This is a genomic window from Macrococcus brunensis (genome assembly GCF_022343725.1).
Taxonomy (GTDB): Bacteria; Bacillota; Bacilli; order Staphylococcales; family Staphylococcaceae; genus Macrococcus; species Macrococcus brunensis.
Genome location: NZ_CP092179.1, coordinates 1,241,468 through 1,258,717 on the forward strand (window position 1 = coordinate 1,241,468; position 17,250 = coordinate 1,258,717).

Annotated in this window: 20 protein-coding genes; 1 reads left to right on the top strand and 19 read right to left on the bottom strand. The window is 42.5% G+C overall.

The annotated features are described in order from the left end of the window. From MGG13_RS06440 to cmk, 16 genes are all read right to left on the bottom strand, one after another. Entirely contained in the window at nucleotides 1–498 is a 498-nt protein-coding gene (locus tag MGG13_RS06440; protein WP_133431936.1) for a YpiB family protein, read from the bottom strand. Next, nucleotides 488–1,699 carry a tetratricopeptide repeat protein gene (locus MGG13_RS06445; protein WP_133431937.1) on the bottom strand — a complete coding sequence of 404 codons (1,212 nt, stop codon included), beginning with the start codon at nucleotides 1,697–1,699 and terminating at the stop codon, nucleotides 488–490. Before MGG13_RS06445 ends, MGG13_RS06440 begins: the two co-directional genes overlap by 11 nt. Then, nucleotides 1,696–2,979 carry a 3-phosphoshikimate 1-carboxyvinyltransferase gene (gene aroA, locus MGG13_RS06450; RefSeq protein WP_239034362.1) on the bottom strand — a complete coding sequence of 428 codons (1,284 nt, stop codon included), beginning with the start codon at nucleotides 2,977–2,979 and terminating at the stop codon, nucleotides 1,696–1,698. The genes MGG13_RS06445 and aroA overlap by 4 nt, the downstream gene beginning before the upstream one ends. Beyond that, complete coding sequence (locus MGG13_RS06455) at nucleotides 2,969–3,988, bottom strand: 3-dehydroquinate synthase (protein ID WP_133431939.1); 1,020 nt, start codon at nucleotides 3,986–3,988, stop codon at nucleotides 2,969–2,971. Before MGG13_RS06455 ends, aroA begins: the two co-directional genes overlap by 11 nt. Continuing rightward, nucleotides 3,988–5,151, bottom strand: a complete 1,164-nt coding sequence (gene aroC, locus MGG13_RS06460; RefSeq protein WP_239035685.1) for a chorismate synthase — start codon at nucleotides 5,149–5,151, stop codon at nucleotides 3,988–3,990. Before aroC ends, MGG13_RS06455 begins: the two co-directional genes overlap by 1 nt. 73 nt (nucleotides 5,152–5,224) lie before the next feature. Further along, on the bottom strand, nucleotides 5,225–5,671 hold the full coding sequence (gene ndk, locus MGG13_RS06465) for a nucleoside-diphosphate kinase (RefSeq protein WP_239034363.1): 447 nt from the start codon (nucleotides 5,669–5,671) through the stop codon (nucleotides 5,225–5,227). Nucleotides 5,672–5,743: 72 nt separating this feature from the next. Further along, nucleotides 5,744–6,679 (bottom strand): hexaprenyl-diphosphate synthase large subunit, encoded by a 936-nt coding sequence (gene hexs-b, locus MGG13_RS06470; RefSeq protein WP_239034364.1) that lies wholly within the window; start codon nucleotides 6,677–6,679, stop codon nucleotides 5,744–5,746. Between the two features lie 12 nt (nucleotides 6,680–6,691). After that, on the bottom strand, nucleotides 6,692–7,417 hold the full coding sequence (locus MGG13_RS06475; RefSeq protein ID WP_275416045.1) for a demethylmenaquinone methyltransferase: 726 nt from the start codon (nucleotides 7,415–7,417) through the stop codon (nucleotides 6,692–6,694). Nucleotides 7,418–7,429: 12 nt separating this feature from the next. Further along, nucleotides 7,430–7,879, bottom strand: a complete 450-nt coding sequence (locus tag MGG13_RS06480) for a hypothetical protein (RefSeq protein ID WP_133431942.1) — start codon at nucleotides 7,877–7,879, stop codon at nucleotides 7,430–7,432. A gap of 107 nt (nucleotides 7,880–7,986) precedes the next feature. Continuing rightward, nucleotides 7,987–8,259, bottom strand: a complete 273-nt coding sequence (locus MGG13_RS06485; protein ID WP_133429068.1) for an HU family DNA-binding protein — start codon at nucleotides 8,257–8,259, stop codon at nucleotides 7,987–7,989. 104 nt (nucleotides 8,260–8,363) lie between these two features. After that, a complete protein-coding gene (locus MGG13_RS06490; protein WP_239034365.1) occupies nucleotides 8,364–9,086 on the bottom strand; it encodes a hypothetical protein in 723 nt (240 codons plus the stop codon). Then, nucleotides 9,079–9,285 (bottom strand): DUF2768 domain-containing protein, encoded by a 207-nt coding sequence (locus MGG13_RS06495; protein ID WP_133431944.1) that lies wholly within the window; start codon nucleotides 9,283–9,285, stop codon nucleotides 9,079–9,081. Before MGG13_RS06495 ends, MGG13_RS06490 begins: the two co-directional genes overlap by 8 nt. A gap of 9 nt (nucleotides 9,286–9,294) precedes the next feature. After that, nucleotides 9,295–10,293 carry an NAD(P)H-dependent glycerol-3-phosphate dehydrogenase gene (locus MGG13_RS06500; RefSeq protein WP_133431945.1) on the bottom strand — a complete coding sequence of 333 codons (999 nt, stop codon included), beginning with the start codon at nucleotides 10,291–10,293 and terminating at the stop codon, nucleotides 9,295–9,297. A gap of 11 nt (nucleotides 10,294–10,304) precedes the next feature. Beyond that, nucleotides 10,305–11,615, bottom strand: a complete 1,311-nt coding sequence (gene der / locus MGG13_RS06505) for a ribosome biogenesis GTPase Der (protein WP_239034366.1) — start codon at nucleotides 11,613–11,615, stop codon at nucleotides 10,305–10,307. 103 nt (nucleotides 11,616–11,718) lie between these two features. After that, nucleotides 11,719–12,873, bottom strand: coding sequence for a 30S ribosomal protein S1 (gene rpsA / locus MGG13_RS06510; protein WP_239034367.1), 1,155 nt, complete (start codon nucleotides 12,871–12,873; stop codon nucleotides 11,719–11,721). A 77-nt stretch (nucleotides 12,874–12,950) separates the two neighbouring features. Then, nucleotides 12,951–13,604 carry a (d)CMP kinase gene (gene cmk, locus MGG13_RS06515; RefSeq protein ID WP_133431948.1) on the bottom strand — a complete coding sequence of 218 codons (654 nt, stop codon included), beginning with the start codon at nucleotides 13,602–13,604 and terminating at the stop codon, nucleotides 12,951–12,953. A gap of 64 nt (nucleotides 13,605–13,668) precedes the next feature. Between cmk and MGG13_RS06520 the strand changes: the two genes are divergently transcribed. Then, on the top strand, nucleotides 13,669–14,634 hold the full coding sequence (locus MGG13_RS06520) for an asparaginase (protein WP_239034368.1): 966 nt from the start codon (nucleotides 13,669–13,671) through the stop codon (nucleotides 14,632–14,634). A 9-nt stretch (nucleotides 14,635–14,643) separates the two neighbouring features. On the opposite strand, the gene MGG13_RS06525 is transcribed toward MGG13_RS06520, so the two are convergent. The 3 genes from MGG13_RS06525 to MGG13_RS06535 are packed head-to-tail and all read right to left on the bottom strand — an operon-like array spanning nucleotide 14,644 to nucleotide 17,247. Further along, nucleotides 14,644–15,618 (bottom strand): YpdA family putative bacillithiol disulfide reductase, encoded by a 975-nt coding sequence (locus MGG13_RS06525; protein WP_133431950.1) that lies wholly within the window; start codon nucleotides 15,616–15,618, stop codon nucleotides 14,644–14,646. A gap of 45 nt (nucleotides 15,619–15,663) precedes the next feature. After that, on the bottom strand, nucleotides 15,664–16,308 hold the full coding sequence (locus MGG13_RS06530) for a CBS domain-containing protein (RefSeq protein ID WP_133431951.1): 645 nt from the start codon (nucleotides 16,306–16,308) through the stop codon (nucleotides 15,664–15,666). A 24-nt stretch (nucleotides 16,309–16,332) separates the two neighbouring features. Beyond that, nucleotides 16,333–17,247, bottom strand: a complete 915-nt coding sequence (locus tag MGG13_RS06535; protein ID WP_239034369.1) for a LysM peptidoglycan-binding domain-containing protein — start codon at nucleotides 17,245–17,247, stop codon at nucleotides 16,333–16,335. Nucleotides 17,248–17,250: the final 3 nt, after the last annotated feature.

Here is a 17,250-nt window from a genome sequence, read left to right on the forward strand (position 1 = left end):
TTAACGCTCCTTCAGTTTCTTAAGTAGCTTGCTGTAATAATCAAAATTTGATCTCTCATTCATGATCAGCGCTAAATCAATTCTTGTTTCGACCATCGCTGTCATCTGTCTTTTCATCCTGGCGGTTAAGATCACTTCGTCTGGCAGCTGCTGTTTCTCCATCTGTTCAAGCAGCCACTCGTATTCATACATCTGATTAATCTTATCATCTCTGAATGTGATATACAGATAAAATGGCTGTTCGATTTGGTTCAGAAGGTTAAAGATGACATCCGGTTCCGTCAATATCATATTGTCGTAGTTGAAGAGCAGCTGAAAGCTTGATGTCAGTGTCAGACCATTCTGTCCTTCCTCTGGTGCACTGAACCGGCAGTACTCCATGACAGGATGATCTTTCAGATAGTTAAGCACCCAGACTGTCTCTTTATTTCTAATATGATATTGAAAGAGAATATATTTGAGCAGACCGCGACGTTCTTCTACTAAATCAGTGACCATAAGGCTCAAAGTTCGGATCTAGTTTAATCAGCTGCTGTTCTACTTTGTCAGCCTGCTGGCCGATTTCAAGAAGATAGCTGTAATACTCGTTTAAATAATCTATATTTTCCTGCAGATCCGGATACACGTCCTCGAAGAAATGCTGAGCTTCTTTGTATCGTTCCAGCTGCTGATAACTGTATGCAAGCGTCCATTTAACGACTGGATCCATTTCTTCTTCATCAATCATTGAAAAGAGCTGAATCATCTCTTCAAACTTTTCTTCTTCTTTATAATAATCTGCAAGCAGCAATGACGCTTCTGTATAAGAAGGATCAATGGTCAGTGCCTGAATCAGCAGCTGCTCGCCCTCTGTATCTTTCTGTCTTAACATAATGCGTGCAGTATCCACCATCAGTTCTTTGAAGAACTCATTGATCAGAAGCCCTTTTTTACCGACTAGTATCGCTTCATCGTACCTGCGCTCCGCTTCAAGCAAGTTGACAAGAACTAGATAAGCCTGCATATAGTCAGGATCTTTGTCTATTAAAGTGGTCAGCTCCTGCACGGCATCCTGCAGGTGATCATTTTTCTCAAGTGCCAGTGCTTTTTTAAAGAAATCGTCACTTGTCATATCTTCTTCATTCAGCGACTGATAATAGCTTTCAGCATCCTCGTAGTTACCTGCCTGAAGCATGCAGTCAGCTAACCGGCTTGTCAGATTGACACGGTTAATATGTGTCTCACCTGCTGATAACAGCTGTTCATAACGGCGCGCGGCCTGTAAATACTCACCATCATAGTAAAGCAGCTCCCCGAGCGCAAATGACACGATTAAATCGTCCGGTGCAAGTTCTTCTGCTTGTCGCAGCTTCTGCAGTGCCACTTCAAGCATATCCTGCTGCTGATAGAGGTCCGCTTCAAGCAGCAGACGTTCTGTCGTCAGTGGCGACTGGTGCAGAACTGTAAGAGCTTTATCAAGATCGTTTTCATCCACTAATCCTTCTATATAGTAGACGAGCAGTTCCTGTTCATCCGGATAAAGCAGATAAAGCTGTTCAAATACTTTAAGACCCTGTGGTACAAGACCATATTGATAAAGCGTTTCTCCTAATATAAATAAGGCATCATGGTCATCAGAACCAAGTGCACGATTTACATTGTCATCCAGGTTCTCAATATGCTGCAGATGAATCTGATCAATCAGTTCATATATATTCATTCTTTCACTCCTAATTGCTCGAATTGTTTCATAAAGCCAGGGAAAGAGACATTGATACTATCAAAATCAGCTATCTCTACTTCACCTGTTATGAGGGTGGCAACGGCCAGCATCATGCCGATGCGATGATCACCATGACTATCGACACGCGTCGTCACCTGTTCTCTGCCTGGTGCTATTTCCATCCCGTCAGGTGTTGCCGACAGATTAAACCCTAGTCTGTTCAGTTCGCTCACCACTGTATCAATCCGGTTCGTCTCTTTTACCTTCAGTTCTTCGGCGTCACGAATGACACTTGTACCGTTCGCCTGTGTCATGAGTAAGGCGATAATCGGAACTTCATCTATTAAACGTGGAATCAGATCGCCTTCAAGTGTGACAGGTTTAAGGTCAGGCGTATAGCGTACTTCAATCGTCGCGACCGGTTCGCCTTCATCAGTCTGATCGATAACGCTGATATCGCCTCCCATCAGCTTGATGACTTCAATAATACCGTCTCTTGTCGGATTGACGCCTACGCGGTGCAATGTGACTGCACTACCTGGAGTAATAAGGGCTGCTACCATCAAAAAGGCAGCTGAGGAGATATCACCCGGTACTTTAAAATCAAAAGGCTTTAAATGTTCAATACCTCGTGCTGGTAGTTTAATTGTTTCTCCCGTTTCAAGCTCTACCCCGTATAAGGGCAGCATGGTTTCTGTATGATTTCTGGAAGCAGTCTTTTCAATGATGGTCACGTCACCTGCCGCATGCAGCCCCGCCAAGAGTATAGCTGACTTTACTTGAGCACTTGCAACCGGCATCGCATAATGAATACCTGTAATATCTGCAGGTTCAATGATGAGAGGCGTTCTGGTGTCATGATAGCTGCCTGAAATTTGCGCGTTCATCTCTTTAAGAGGTGCAATGACACGTTTCATCGGTCGACGTCCAATAGAAGCATCGCCTGACAGTACTGTCCGAAACGGCAGACCGGTCAGAAGACCTGCCAGTAGTCTTGTCGTTGTGCCTGAATTACCGGTGTCCAGCACTTGTGAAGGTTCAGTAAATTGCTTAAATCCTGGCGAATCAACCGTCACTGTGTTTCCCGAAATTTCAATCGTAACGCCTAACTGCCTGAAAATATTGATTGTACTCATACAATCTTCTCCCAGCAGTGCGCCTTCAATGATAGAGCGACCCGCCGCAATAGAGCTGAAAATAACAGCGCGATGGGTCATCGATTTATCGCCGGGCACATGTGTCTGACCTTTAAGAGGTCCAGTCAAATTAATATGCATCGTATGCTCCTAACTGATTAAATGCATGAAGTAATCGTTCTTTTGAAATGGCTTGTATACGCTGATCCATCAAAACAAACTGGATAGTACCGTCCTGATTTTTTTTATCCTTCAGCATCAGCTGATAATAGTTTTCAAATGGCAGGTAACGAACAGGCGTCAATCCTAGACGTCTGAACCAGTCTTTTAACGGTCTGATATCCATATCTGACAGAAGAGCTGTCAGCAGAAGACCATGCATCACTGCCTGGCCATGCGGAATGTGATGCGTGAATTCCACTGCATGACCAAACGTATGGCCAAGGTTCAGTACTTTTCTGAGCCCCGCTTCATGTTCATCTGCCTCTACTACTTTCAGTTTCTGCGCCATACCTTTTATCAGCCAGTAATCGATGGAATCTAAGTCAGCGAGCTTACTTTTATCAGCAAAGTCCTGCTGCAGCAATTGTACCGTCTCCGGTGAATCAAGTAAGGCATGTTTGATGATTTCTCCAAACCCGCTCAGCTTTTCCGCGTCAGGTAAGGTTGTTAAAAAATCAAGATCGTATACGACGGCTTTCGGTCGCTTAAATGCACCGATCAGATTTTTGCCGCTCTCGGCATTGATACCGACTTTGCCGCCAATAGCGGAATCATGAGCCAGAATAGTGGTCGGTACTTGAATAAAATCAATGCCTCTCAGAATAGTAGCTGCAATAAAGCCGGCGAAATCTCCGACACTGCCCCCACCGATAGCCACAATGACGGATTTCCTCGTCACGCCATTTTCAATAATCTCATTAATCGTCTTACTGTATTCAGTCAGCGTTTTTAACTTTTCCCCTGCTGTTACTTGATAGACGGTTGATAGAGAAGTGATGCATTCAAGACGTTCCCGGTGCAATGCCAGAACTTGATCATCGATAATAGCGATGACTTTATCGTAAGAGGACGTATCTAGTTTCTTAAGCGCGCCATGTTCGACATTAACTTTGTAATTGTCAGACGCATAATGTGTAGAGAGTTCCATTAAAATTGTCTCACTCTTTCTCTATGTGCTGTTATCTGCTCGGTTAACTGTTCCATATAGTTCGACTGGAATTCTTCTAAAACAGCTCGAGCAATTTCATACGCGACAGCATGTTCACAGACAATCGATGCAGCCGGCACCGCACAGCTGTCAGAACGCTCTATACTTGCCTGATAGCTTTCTTTCGTTTCAATATCAACTGACTGGAGCGGCTTATAAAGCGTGGGAATCGGCTTCATTACCGCATTGACTACAATAGGCATCCCGTTCGTCATGCCGCCTTCTAGTCCACCCAGATGATTGGATAATCTTGAGTATCCATGTTCATCAAACATAATAGCATCCTGAACTTCGCTGCCTGGCATATCTGCCATCTTAAATCCTTCTCCAAATGACACGCCTTTAAACGCATTGATGCTGATGACGCTTTGTGCGATGCGACCGTCCAGTTTACGGTCAAAGTGAACATAGCTGCCAAGTCCAGGGGGTGCATTCACGACTGTAACCTCTACTTCACCGCCGAGAGAGTCACCCGCTTTTTTAGCCGCATCTATACGGTCACGCATGCCCTGAGCGAGAGCATCATTGATTACTCTGACATCGTTGGAATCATTTTTACTTTTAATTTGCTCGATAGAATAAGAGCCCTCATCTCTGACTCCGCCAATTGATTTCACGCGACTGAAAATTTCGATATCCAGCTCCTGAAGTAAGATCTTACAGACCGCTCCCACTGCTACACGAGCAGCAGTCTCTCTGGCACTTGAACGCTCCAGTACATTTCGCAGATCACGGTGGTTATATTTCATACCGCCGACAAGATCAGCATGTCCTGGTCTCGGCTTAGTGATGACACGTTTCATTTCTTCTTGCGCGCTCTGTTCAATCGGTTCAACGCCCATAATATTCAGCCAGTGCTTGTGGTCGTCATTTTTAACAATCAGTGTGACCGGACTGCCCAGTGTTAAACCATGTCTGACACCCGACATAATTTCAACGGTATCCTTCTCAATCTGCATACGTCGACCACGGCCGTAACCACCTTGACGTTTAAACAGCTCCTGAGTGATGGCGTCTCCTGTCAGTTCAAGACCAGCCGGTAATCCTTCTATAATAACGGTGAGCTGCGGTCCATGAGACTCACCTGCTGTCAAAAATCGCAACATAATCTTCCTCCTGTAAATAACTATATTTTAGCACAAAAAAAGCCGTGTCATCACTGACACGACTTTTAAATTAGTAAACCCAGGCTGCATTTACTAATGAATAATCAATAATTTCGTCTTCTTTAAACCAGAGTGCGATTTCTTTCTCTGCAGAAGCCACTGAGTCTGAACCATGGATAATATTTTTACCCACTGTCATACCGTAATCTCCACGGATTGTGCCAGGAGCTGATTCTGCCGGATTCGTTTTACCGACTAAAGTACGGCCGATTTCAACAACGTTTTCCCCTTCAAGCACCATCGCGAAAATCGGTCCAGAAGTGATGAACTCAACCAGTTCACCAAAGAAAGGACGCTCGCTATGTTCGCCGTAGTGCGTTTTAGCTAAGTCTTCTGACACAGTCATTAATTTAGCACCTACAATTTTAAGTCCTTTGTTTTCGATACGGCTGACAATTGGTCCGATTAAGTTACGACCGACGCCGTCTGGTTTGATCATTAAAAAAGTTCTTTCCATGAAAAATACCCACCCTTTGTTTTTTTATAAAACCATAGATAGTGTACCATTGAAAACGATTTCTTTCAATTATCAAAATATTCTTTTTGTCATTTTAGCGAGCAGTTCTTCCATCTGCTGACGGTCATCACTCTCAGGTAACTGAAGTAAATGAAACTTTGCTTTTTCAGCATATTTTCTACTGACAGTAGAAGCAGGCTCTATTCCCTTCTTCTTAACATAGTCAATCAGCTGATTGAAATATTCATCAGTCTGATCTGCTGACAAACGGTTCAGTTCTTTTTTGACTGCAGCGTCTTCAGCTGCGAACATCAACGGCAATGTCACATGACCATTCCTGATGTCGCTGCCCACAGGTTTACCGAGCACCTCTTCAGAGCTGGTGTAATCAAGTATGTCATCAATAATCTGATAGCTCATGCCCATAAAGTGACCAAATTTAGCTAGATGGAAGACGGTCTGTGCATCGGTGTCTGTACTCATCGCACCTAATTTACAGCTTGCCTCTATCAGAACAGCTGTCTTACGATTAATCCGTCTCAAATATTCTGTCAGACTGACGGCTGAATCATAGCGGTCATATAACTGATCAAACTCTCCGTAACACACTTCGAGTATGATATCTGAGAAGTACTGATGAAAATCAGGGTTGTCTATATCAGAGATAAGCTGCAGTGCAGAAGCAAGCAGGTAATGACCTGTCTGGACAGAAGTCTGGCCATCCCACACTTCATGAATCGCATCTTTTCCCCGTCTTTTAGAGCTATTATCAATATAGTCATCATGAACAAGACTTGCCATATGCACGATTTCAAGTGCAGAAGCTGTCTTAATCAGTTCAACATGTCGATTTTGACCGAAACTACCTGACAGCAGGACAAAATAAGGACGTATTCTCTTGCCGCCTGATGACAGGATATGCGCGCTTGCCGCATTGATTCTCGATTCATCCCGGCTGACGATGTCATTAATAATCGCTTCAACCTCTTTAATTTGCCCCTTTAACATATAAGCTCATCCTTATTGTGGTTTATAGGCGAGATGCATAGCGCTCACGCCTCCTGTGAAACCTTTAAATTCAACTTTCTCAAATCCTGCCGCTGCAAATAATTTTGCCAGAGCGTAGCGATCCGGGAAATTAAAAGCTGATTGCTGTAACCAGCTGTATTCTTTCATCGACTTAGCAAAAACTTTACCAAACTGCGGCATCACATATTTGAAATACGCTTCATAACCTTGTTTAAATCCTGGCAGTGTCGGCTGACTCGTTTCCAGACATACGACCATACCACCGGGTTTTAGGACACGGTACATCTCTTCAATCGCCTTTGAATAGTCAGGCACATTCCGCAGACCGAAACCGATTGTCACGTAATCATACGTATTATCTTCAAATGGCAGTTCCATCGCATTACCGAGCACAAGATTCACATTATCGTAAGCAGCTGTCTTCTGTTTGCCGACTTCAAGCATATTGGCACTGAAGTCAAGTCCAGTCACGTGTCCTGATTTGCCGACTGCCTGAGCAAGCTGAATCGTCCAGTCTGCAGTTCCGCAGCAGACATCAAGTGCCTGTGCACCGCGACTAACCTGCATACGTTTCATTACTTTTTTTCTCCAGCGCTTATGCTGGTTAAAACTGATGATATCGTTAAGACGGTCATACCGAGTTGATATATTTTCAAAGACACCATGAACGAGTTCTGTTTTCTCTTCTGGTGTGCGAGGCATTTCATTGTTAGTCATAGGGCACCTACTTTATTTAGTATAGAGTTCAGAGTGATTGATCAGCTGCTGGACAGTTGGATCATCTATTGAAACAAAAGGCAGAACAAATACAGCTTCTATTTCAGGTATTAACGCATCATCCTGTGACGTGTCATAAGCCGACATCAGAAGATTATAGCGTTTCACACATTCCGTCAGTTTTCTGAAAGTGGTCTGATCAAAATGTTCAGCGTTATAATGATAAAACTGTGCACTCAGCAGATCAGTTGCGAGTATGGTATGTGCTTTATTATGATTGTCTACTTTTCTACCGAGTCGCATTGCAGAATCAATAGCCAGTATACTTTTCTTGATATTGTCTGCGATGGAAAGTCGAGTCAGAATACTGACGAGATCAGCATTCGCTGCCGGACAGCGATAGAGAGGATAGCGTCTTTCCAGTTTTAAGTTGTCCTCTTTGTACTGTGTGTAAAAATCCATCCTGCAGCCTCCCAAACGTTATACTCCATTATAACTTAAAACAGGCGCTAATAAAGAAAAAAACTCAAGAAAAAAAGCCCTGATACAGGGCTTTCTTTTAAATCTCATTATTTCACTGCGTCTTTTAATGCTTTACCTGCTTTGAATGCAGGAACTTTGCTTGCAGGAATATCGATTTCTTTACCAGTTTGTGGGTTACGACCCTTACGAGCAGCACGTTCACGAACTTCAAAGTTACCGAAACCAATCAGTTGAACCTTATCTCCGTTTGATAAAGATTTTTGAATTGATTCAAAAACAGCATCAACAGCAAGACCTGCTTCTTTTTTAGTTAAGTTAGCACTCTCAGAAACTGCATTGATTAAGTCTGTTTTATTCATGTCAATTCACCTCCCCTAAGGTTATGTAATGATAAATGAATATCATTCTGTTATGACTTTAACACACAAAACGTTGATACTGCAACGTTTTATGTCCTGTTTCATCATTTTTTATCAGGATTAGCGTTCGATTTAAAGATAGGTTCGTTTTTCTCGTTCACCGTATAAGGCACACTGTATGCCGGCAGTATAGGTGAGTCTTTGTATAAAATGTAACGAATGTCTTCTCCCTGCTTTAACTTCAGCTTTTTCTCGCTGATGACTTTACCTAAATCCTGCGTGTAATCAATGATAAAGTCATTGCCGCCGTTGATATAAACAGGAAGCGCCTCACCACTATAAGGACTGTTGACAGTCGGATACTCATCCAGGCCATACTTTTTGTAAGCAATCTTATAGACATTCGGTCCTACTTTTTTATCAAGTGCGAGTGTTCTATCCTGAATATTCAACCTGATTCTTAAGTCTTTTAGCACTTCAGCATTGCGAAGATCGACAAGTTTCACTGTCGGATTTTTGTCCACGTCCATCATGACATATTGATAATAACCACCTTTTTCAAAGGATGAGCCAGGCAGTTCAGATATATAACGAGGCTGGAGTTTACCGAAGTCAACAGGATGCTTAACATACTGGTCATAAGACTGGTCACGGTCCTTTAAAGGCAATAGACCACTGTTATCCTGTCGGTACTGATCAACTGCCGTCTGTACCATATTGAGCTGGTCCAAAGGCGCGACCTGATTCTCCGCTTTCTCGGCATTTGGATAGAAACATCCTGATAGAAAGAAGACTGGAACCACTAACATCAGCACTCGTTTAAGCATGACTGGAGCCACCTAAGACAATAATCATCAGCAGCCCACTGAGAAGCAGTGAACCATATGCCAGAATAGAAAGCGTAATTGATAACGCTCTATTCTTCACTTTAAAACGTGCTAAATATATCAGCACCATAGCCAGCATCATGAGTCCTAATGAATAAAAAGAGACCCACATTAAATCCATTCTTGTAATATTAAACATTTATTTCACCTATTCATTTGTTTTTTGACGGCTCATCAGTGCTCTGACGTTTTCTTCCACTGGACCTTTGTTAAACAGTACATCATAAAGCGCACCGGTAATCGGCATGTCTACTTCATAGGCAGCAGCCATCTCGTATGCCGCCTGAGTGGTTCTGACACCTTCTACAACCATGCCCATCTGATCAAGTGCTTCTTCGAGCGACTTACCTTTACCCAGCATTTCACCACAGCGCCAGTTACGCGAATGGACAGATGTACAAGTCACAATTAAGTCACCGAGACCTGCCATACCGAGATAAGTCATCGGATCAGCACCCATCTTGACGCCAAGACGGGTAATTTCAGCGAGTCCCCTGGTCATAAGAGCTGCTTTAGCATTATCTCCGTAACCTATACCGTCACTCAGACCCGCAGCAAGCGCGATGATATTTTTAAGTGCACCGCCTATTTCAACTCCGACCAGATCATCATTCGTATACACTCTAAAATAATCACACATGAATAAATCCTGACCGAGCTTTCTAATACTATCATCTGATGAAGCTATCGCGACAGTAGTCGGCTGGCGTGTCGCCACTTCTTCGGCATGACTCGGACCACTAAGTACTCCCACACCCTGCAGTTTATCTGCATCGATCTCTTCTTCAATAATTTCAGAAATCCGCTTGAAAGTCTTTGGTTCCAGACCTTTTGAGACGTGTATGACCGTTTTCTTGTCACGCACGATTGCATTGACCTGCTGACAGACATCACGCATCGCTTTTGTCGGTACAGCTGCTATTAAAATAGTGGCATGTGCAAGCGCAGCACTTAAGTCAGTCGTAGCTTTCATGCCATCATTTAAACGTATACCCGGTAAATAGCCTGGATTCATCTTTTCTTCTGTCAGTGCTTTAATGGTTTTGTCATCTCTGCCCCACATCAGGACATCATGATGATTGTCCAGAAGCACATTTGCAAGCGCTGTGCCCCAGCTTCCAGTCCCTAGTACCGTAATTGCTGTCATGAAATAACCTCCTAGTTACGTTTTCGAGTAATCAGATGAATAGGCGTCCCTTCAAATCCAAACGCATCACGAATTCTGTTTTCCAGGAAACGCTGATATGAGAAATGCATCATTTCTACATCATTGACAAAGACCACAAATGTCGGCGGCTCAATCGCAACTTGCGTCGTATAGAAAATATTCAGACGGCTGCCGTTATCAGTCGGTGTCGGATTCATTGCCACCGCATCTGTGATGACTTCATTAAGCGTACTGCTCTGAACACGTTTCTTATGGTTCTCACTCGCCATATTGATCAGCGGGAACAGTGTTTTCAGACGTTGACCTTTCAGTGCTGAAACAAATGCGATCGGCGCATAATCAAGGAACTGGAAGTGCGCACGGATATTGTCTTCAAATTTCTTCATCGTCTTAGAGTCTTTCTCAACAGTATCCCATTTATTGACAACGATGATGACTGCTTTACCTGCTTCATGAGCATAACCAGCGATCTTCTTATCCTGCTCAATAATACCTTCTTCTGCATCAATGACTACGAGCACTACATTTGAACGTTCAATAGCACGTAAGGCGCGCAGTACTGAATAGCGCTCTGTTGATTCATAGACCTTGCCCTTTTTACGCATACCTGCAGTATCAATCATGACATAGTCCTGGTCATCATAGCTGTATACCGTATCAATGGCATCACGTGTCGTACCCGCAATATTCGACACTATAACACGTTCTTCACCTAAAATACTGTTGATCAAGCTTGATTTGCCGACGTTTGGACGGCCGATCAGACTGAACTTGATGACATTGTCATCATATTCATCTTCTGCTTCTTCAGGGAAATGCTTACTTGCTTCGTCCAGAAGGTCACCGATACCGAGACCATGTGAGCCTGAAATCGGGAATGGATCGCCGAATCCGAGTGAATAGAATTCATAAATATCAGCACGCATCTCTGGATTATCAATTTTGTTGACCGCAAGCACAACAGGCTTGCTGGATTTAAACAGCAGCTTCGCGACGAAATCATCTTCATTCGTAATACCATCGCGCCCATTCACCATAAAAATAATGACATCTGCTTCGTCAATGGCGATTTCCGCCTGTGCACGAATCTGTTCCTGAAATGGCTCATCACCCAGCTCAATCCCACCTGTATCGATGATGTTAAATTCATGTGTCAGCCATTCGCCGCTTGAATAAATACGGTCACGCGTCACACCCGGTGTATCTTCAACGATTGATACCCGTTCTCCAATAATTCTATTAAATATCGTCGATTTACCGACATTTGCGCGGCCGACGATTGCTATAGTTGGTTTAGTCACTTTTTTCTTCCTCTCAATATATGATCTTTCCTATTTTAACACACCTTGATTTTTTCTCATAATCAAAAAAAGTAACGCCGAAGCGTTACTTTAAGAGTCAATCTTATAATTTTAAGTCTTTGAATTTATCAGCGAAAACGTCACCAAGTGTTGGTGCATCGTCGTTTGAGCTTGTATCTAAATATGAAGCGTCAAAGTCTTGACCTTGCTCTTCAGTTGCTTTAATAGATAAAGCGATACGCTCATCTTGTTTGTTGATGTCTAAGATTTTAACTTTAACTGTTTGACCCGGTTCAAGAACTTCACTTGGGTTACCGATATGCTCGTGACTGATTTGAGAAATGTGCACCAAACCTTGAAGACCTTTAGCGATTTCAACAAATGCACCGAAGTTTGCAAGACGCATTACTTTACCGTCAACGATATCGCCTACTTTGAAGTTTTCTTCAATTGTTTCGAATGGTCCCGGTAAAGCATCTTTAATTGATAATGAAATACGTTCTGCTTCTGTATCAACACTTAAGATTTTAACTTTAACTTCCTGACCGATTTCAAGCGCGTCTTCTACTTTCTCAAGACGGTCATGAGTGATTTGTGAGATGTGGACTAATCCGTCTACACCACCGATGTTAACGAAAGCACCGAAGCTTGTGATACGTGCGACTTTACCGTCAACAATTGAACCTACTTCAAGGTTTTGAAGTGTTTCAGCACGTTTCGCTTTGTTTTCTTTTTCTTCGATTGCACGGTGATTTAAAATCACACGATTTTTCTCCTGATCAAGCTCTTCAATTTTAAGTGTTAACTGGCGACCTTGATAATCAGAGAAGTCTTCGATGTATTCTGTTGAAATAAGAGAAGCAGGGATGAAACCACGAAGGCCGACATCTACTACTAAACCGCCCTTAACGACTTCTTTAACTTCAGCTTCGATTGTTTCGTTATTTTCGAATTTTTCTTTCAGGCTCTCGAAAGATTGTGATTCATCTAATTGACGTTTAGACAGGATGTAATGACCATCCTCTTCTTTATCTTCAATCTTCGTTACGAATGCTTCAATTTCATCTCCAACAGAAACAGCTTCTTCTGCTTTATCGATATGAAGACTTGTTAACTGGCTGATCGGAATAATTCCGTCAAATTTAGCACCTTCAATGAATACGATCACGTGTTTATCTTCGATCTTTTGAACCGTACCTTTAACTTTATCGCCTTCTTGAATTTCTGTAATCATGTTTTCGTTGAATTCTTCTGTCATAGTCTTATCCTCCTAAAATATAAAAGCTCTTTATCTAACGTTCTTATATTACCCTAAAAAAGTCAAGAAAATCGTCTTTATTCCAATTTATCTGACGCAAGTTTTAAAATAATTGCCGTTACGTCTTCAATAGAACGTCCTGTCGTGTCTATTTCAATTGCATCTCCTGCCTGAGTAAGCGGTGAGATCTCTCTTGTCATATCCAGATGATCGCGATGAGCAATATCTTCTTTGAGTTGTTCTACTGTACTTTCAATGCCACGAGCTTCGTTATCAAGCTGTCTTCTGTTCGCTCGTTCTTCAACAGACGCGACCATATAGATCTTCAGCTCTGCATCCGGAATAACAGTCGTCCCGATATCACGGCCATCCATGACGACCCCTTTATCGCGTGTCATCTGCTGCTGCAGTTCCACTAAAAAGCTGCGTACAGCACCCTGACTAGCGACATAAGAGACATTCTCTGTAATATCATTTTCACGAATACGTTCTGTGATATCTTCACCGGAGAGCAGTACACGCTGCCCGTTATCTGCTACAAGGCGTATGTCAATATCCTGCAACAAACGCTCAAAATCTTTGTCATCTGATTTTAAGTAAGCTAATGTAATGGCGCGGTACATGGCACCTGTATCTACATAAACCATATCGAGTGCAGCTGCTACTTTTTTAGCAATCGTACTTTTACCTGCTGCTGCTGGTCCATCTATCGCAATATTAATTTTTTTCATCATCGTAACCTGCCTTGTTGTTTAATCATTAATATTTTATCATAGAAGAATAAAGGAGGCACATATGAAAAAACTTCTCGTTATACATACCGGTGGCACTATCAGCATGTCTGAGAATTCAGATGGACAGGTCATCACCAATGAAATCAATCCTGTTTCAGGTCTCGCATCTGTTGAATCTCTTGCAGATATCACTGAACTGAATCCATTCCAGGTCCCTTCTCCACATATGACTCTCCATCACATGAATACGCTCAGAAAACTGATCATCGAGCAGATCAATACAGATAATTATGAAGGCATCGTTATCACGCACGGTACTGATACACTTGAGGAAACAGCCTTTTTCCTGGACTTAACGCTGAATGTCAGTATTCCAGTCATTCTGACGGGCGCTATGCGTTCATCCAATGAAATCGGTGCAGATGGACTCTACAACTATATCGCCGCAATCAGAACCGCCTGTGATGAACAGTCCAAAGGCAAAGGAGTGCTTGTCGTCTTCAACGATGAAATCCATAGTGCCATGAACGTCACTAAAACACATACATCTAATACAAGTACATTCCAGAGTCCGAACTATGGACCACTTGGCATCATCACCAAGAATACGATTTATTATCATCACCTGCCTGTTGTCAATCGTCCACTCGTCAAAGTAGATGAAACAGTCAAAGTCGGCCTGATTACAGCTCATAGTGATTTAGACGCTGAACTGCTGGAGTTCTTTATGACCCATGATTATGACGGGGTGGTCATCGAAGCTTTAGGACAGGGCAATCTGCCTCCGTCGTCGCTTGCCGGCCTGGATCAGCTCTTAGCAGCGGACATCCCTGTCGTGCTTGTCTCCCGTTGTTTCAACGGTATCGTCAGCAATAACTATGACTACGAGGGTGGCGGCTATGAACTGGAGAAGAAGGGCGTTATCTTCTCGAATGGTTTAAATGGCCAGAAGGCAAGACTGAAACTGATAGTCGGATTAAGCAACCATCTTAAAAAAGAAGATTTAAATACTTATTTCCGCAAATAAAAAAGAGGCTTATGCCTCTTTTTTATTTTTGATATCCTCTGCGATCAAGCCGCCATGAAACTTTCCATTTTCAATGAAAATGGAATTGGCATCATTGCCTGCTGCGATAACCCCTGCGATATAAAGATTGCTGATATTCGTCTCCATCGTCTCAGCATGGTATTTTGGTGCTGTACCGTATTCATTGGTCACAAGTTCCATCCCCATCGCCTGAAGGAAATCATAATCAGGATGATAGCCGATCATTGCGAATACATCATCATTCTGAATCGTCTGAGCCACACCGTCCACACTAAATGTAACGGTATCTTCAGTGATTTCGTTTAAGTTTGCATTGAAATACATCTTGATCTTCTCACTTCTGACCAGCCCGTCAAAGATAGGCAGAATCCAAGGTTTAACACTTTTGGAGTATTCGCTGCCACGGTAAATAACGGTAACGTCAGCTCCCGCTTTCTCCAGTTCTATGGCAGCATCCACTGCTGAATTTTTCCCACCGATAATCAGGACTTTCTTATCGAAGAAAGGATGTGCCTCCTTAAAATAATGATGAACTTTCTCTAGCTCTGCACCAGGTACATCGAGTTTATTATGCTGCCCGTAGTAGCCGGTCGCCACTGTTAAATAGGTGCATGTGTAATTGTCTTTAGAAGTTTTCACTGTGAATGTATCATCTTCTTTCGTCACCGACAGTACTTCTTCACGTGTATTGATATTAAGGTTGTGATGTTTCACCACTTCTCGGTAATAGACGAGCGCCTGGTTTCTACGTGGTTTATGCTCTTCCACGATAAACGGTACGTCACCGATACCGAGCTTGTCACTCGACGAGAAGAATGTCTGGTGTGTCGGGTAATTATAGATGGCTTCTACTACATTCCCTTTTTCTATAATCAGAGTCTCTATTCCTTGACGATTCTGTTCAATTGCCGCAGAAAGACCACAAGGACCTGCACCAATAATAATACTTTCTATATAACGCACAATGATCACCTTTCTCAAAAAAAGGAGCTCATATGAGCCCCTCTGTTAGTCTTGTTGAACATCCAGCACTTTAAATCCATTTTTAGCCAGATACTTCGTAAATTTTTCGACATCTTTTTGATTTCTATCGTCTACTTTTACAATCATTCGACGATGCATTTTGTCTGTTTCATCAAATGTCACGAAAGAAATAGCATTGAGTTTATATTTTTGCAGCGCCTGTGCCAGACGTTTAATACGACCTTCTGCATCAATTGATGTAATGGCAATTCGGGTACCAGACTGGTTCATACCGAACGCGCTCTTGAACTGTTCCATGACATCAAAACGTGTCACTACGCCTAAAAACTCATTGTTTTTGTTGATAATGCTTAGAATCGGGAAATCCTGCAGACTTAAGAATGATTCTTCAAACAGTGAATCATCTGTCACGCTGTATTCATCAAGTGCCAGAATGTCCTTGATCTGAGTTTTCTCGATAAATTCTTCACGAGGCTGTGTATCTTTCTTGAAGAAATAGTGTCTGAAAATGTTATAACGAGTAACCGTGCCATGATAAACACCTTCGCTGACAACAGGCATCCCATCTATACCATGATGTTCAAGTTTATCAATGACTGATTTTACAGAATCATTTGGATTCGCAATATAACATTTCTCTTTTGGAATCATAATCGTTTTTAAATACATAAATCCATCCCCTTTGATGTTTTCTTATTTAGGAATAACAAGCTCCTGACCTACTGTCAGATTGTTGCCTGAAATGCCATTTGCTTTACGAATTTTGTCGACATTCGCCGGCGTACCGCTACCGTAATAACGGATTGCAATTCTATAAAGGTTTTCATTAGCGTTTACTGTATGCGTTGTGCCGCCACCTGTCGCTGCAGGTGCTTCTGTTGTTGCTGGTGCTTCAGTAGTCGCTTGAGTCGTATTTTCAGTCGTTGCTTCTTCTACTGTCGCAGGTACTTCTGTTGTTGTTTCTTCCACAGTTGCAGGTACTTCTGTTGTTGCTTTCTCAGTTGTTTTTTCTTCAGTTACTTTTTCTGTTGTCGCTTTTTCTGTTGTTGCTTTTTCTGTAGTTGCTTCTTCTGTCGTCACTGCTTTTTCATTATGGTCATCTTTATTATCACGATTACCGAAGAACATGAATAACAGGAATAGAATCGGAATCAGAATTAATAATCCTGCCAGAATAGGCAACCAGCTATTTTTCTTTTCTTTTTCTTCTACTTCATGTTCTCTCTCTTCTTCATGATGGACAACTGGTTCTCCTGAGCCTGCAACAAATGTTTCTGATTTTACTTCACCTGTATGAGCTGGTTCTTCAATATGATGGTCTGCTGCTGCACCTGCTGCAACAGCACCTGTGCCTGCAGCGGCTGAACGACGGCGTTTCTTTTTAGAACCTTTGATGTTGTCAGCCGGTTCTTCTACTGACTCTTCTCGACGTCGACGATCAGCTGAACGGTTGCGTCTTGATACACCGCGTTTAGGAAATTCAGCTGAATCTGTATCATTAGAAAAATCTTCTCCGTCAAATACTAAATCGTCATTTCCTACTTCTTCCTGTCTCTCTACAGGTTGCTTACTTTTTTCGAACTCGTCTTTGAAATTATCTCTAGCCATTTT

Excerpts from the sequence above, each read along its gene's own strand:
- MGG13_RS06520 (WP_239034368.1), top strand. The coding sequence starts at position 13,669 with ATGAAAAAACTTCTCGTTATACATACCGGTGGCACTATCAGCATGTCT.
- MGG13_RS06440 (WP_133431936.1), bottom strand. The coding sequence starts at position 498 with ATGGTCACTGATTTAGTAGAAGAACGTCGCGGTCTGCTCAAATATATT.
- ndk (WP_239034363.1), bottom strand. The coding sequence starts at position 5,671 with ATGGAAAGAACTTTTTTAATGATCAAACCAGACGGCGTCGGTCGTAAC.
- aroA (WP_239034362.1), bottom strand. The coding sequence starts at position 2,979 with ATGCATATTAATTTGACTGGACCTCTTAAAGGTCAGACACATGTGCCC.
- MGG13_RS06475 (WP_275416045.1), bottom strand. The coding sequence starts at position 7,417 with ATGACTAACAATGAAATGCCTCGCACACCAGAAGAGAAAACAGAACTC.
- rpsA (WP_239034367.1), bottom strand. The coding sequence starts at position 12,873 with ATGACAGAAGAATTCAACGAAAACATGATTACAGAAATTCAAGAAGGC.
- hexs-b (WP_239034364.1), bottom strand. The coding sequence starts at position 6,679 with ATGTTAAAGGGGCAAATTAAAGAGGTTGAAGCGATTATTAATGACATC.
- MGG13_RS06500 (WP_133431945.1), bottom strand. The coding sequence starts at position 10,293 with ATGACAGCAATTACGGTACTAGGGACTGGAAGCTGGGGCACAGCGCTT.
- MGG13_RS06445 (WP_133431937.1), bottom strand. The coding sequence starts at position 1,699 with ATGAATATATATGAACTGATTGATCAGATTCATCTGCAGCATATTGAG.
- MGG13_RS06530 (WP_133431951.1), bottom strand. The coding sequence starts at position 16,308 with ATGTATTTAAAAACGATTATGATTCCAAAAGAGAAATGTTATATTGCG.
- MGG13_RS06480 (WP_133431942.1), bottom strand. The coding sequence starts at position 7,879 with ATGGATTTTTACACACAGTACAAAGAGGACAACTTAAAACTGGAAAGA.
- MGG13_RS06485 (WP_133429068.1), bottom strand. The coding sequence starts at position 8,259 with ATGAATAAAACAGACTTAATCAATGCAGTTTCTGAGAGTGCTAACTTA.
- MGG13_RS06495 (WP_133431944.1), bottom strand. The coding sequence starts at position 9,285 with ATGTTTAATATTACAAGAATGGATTTAATGTGGGTCTCTTTTTATTCA.
- MGG13_RS06535 (WP_239034369.1), bottom strand. The coding sequence starts at position 17,247 with ATGGCTAGAGATAATTTCAAAGACGAGTTCGAAAAAAGTAAGCAACCT.
- cmk (WP_133431948.1), bottom strand. The coding sequence starts at position 13,604 with ATGAAAAAAATTAATATTGCGATAGATGGACCAGCAGCAGCAGGTAAA.
- MGG13_RS06490 (WP_239034365.1), bottom strand. The coding sequence starts at position 9,086 with ATGCTTAAACGAGTGCTGATGTTAGTGGTTCCAGTCTTCTTTCTATCA.
- MGG13_RS06455 (WP_133431939.1), bottom strand. The coding sequence starts at position 3,988 with ATGGAACTCTCTACACATTATGCGTCTGACAATTACAAAGTTAATGTC.